The sequence below is a fragment of the Staphylococcus sp. HMSC068G11 genome (genome assembly GCF_001815825.1).
Taxonomy (GTDB): domain Bacteria; phylum Bacillota; class Bacilli; order Staphylococcales; family Staphylococcaceae; genus Staphylococcus; species Staphylococcus epidermidis.
On the sequence record NZ_KV822097.1, the window covers coordinates 1 to 473 of the forward strand.

The 473-nt window shown below is 37.4% G+C and carries 1 protein-coding gene; it reads right to left on the minus strand.

From position 1 onward, the window contains the following. Window positions 1–473: E domain-containing protein (locus tag HMPREF3058_RS08250; protein ID WP_256280251.1), on the minus strand; the 473-nt coding region annotated here is incomplete at both ends.

Consider the following 473-nt stretch of genomic DNA (forward strand, 5'->3'; position numbering starts at 1 on the left):
TTTACCTGGTTCCGCTGGTTTACCTGGTTCTGCTTTTGTTGGACCATACTCAACAATTTCGTCAACAGGTTGTTTAGTGACTTTTTCTGTTGATTTACCTTCGCCAACTTTTTCTCCTGTAATAGGATTAACTAATATTGGTGTTGTAATTGTTTTTGTTCCTGGTTCACCTTTTTGTTTAACGCGCTCTTCACCTGGTTTTAAATCAGGATTAAATACACGTTTCTTATCAAATGGAATCTCTTCCGTTGATGTGATTGGATTACCAACTTTCGGACCATATTTTGTCACATCATCCACTGGTGGGGTAACAACTTCACCTGTATCAGGATTTTTAACTCCTGGTTTACCTGGAACGTCAGTTTTACTATCTACAGGTGCATTTGGATCAAATTCATCTTTATGACCTTGTGGTATTTGTTCACCACCATAATGAACAATCTCATCCACTGGTTGTTTTGTTATTTTTTCTG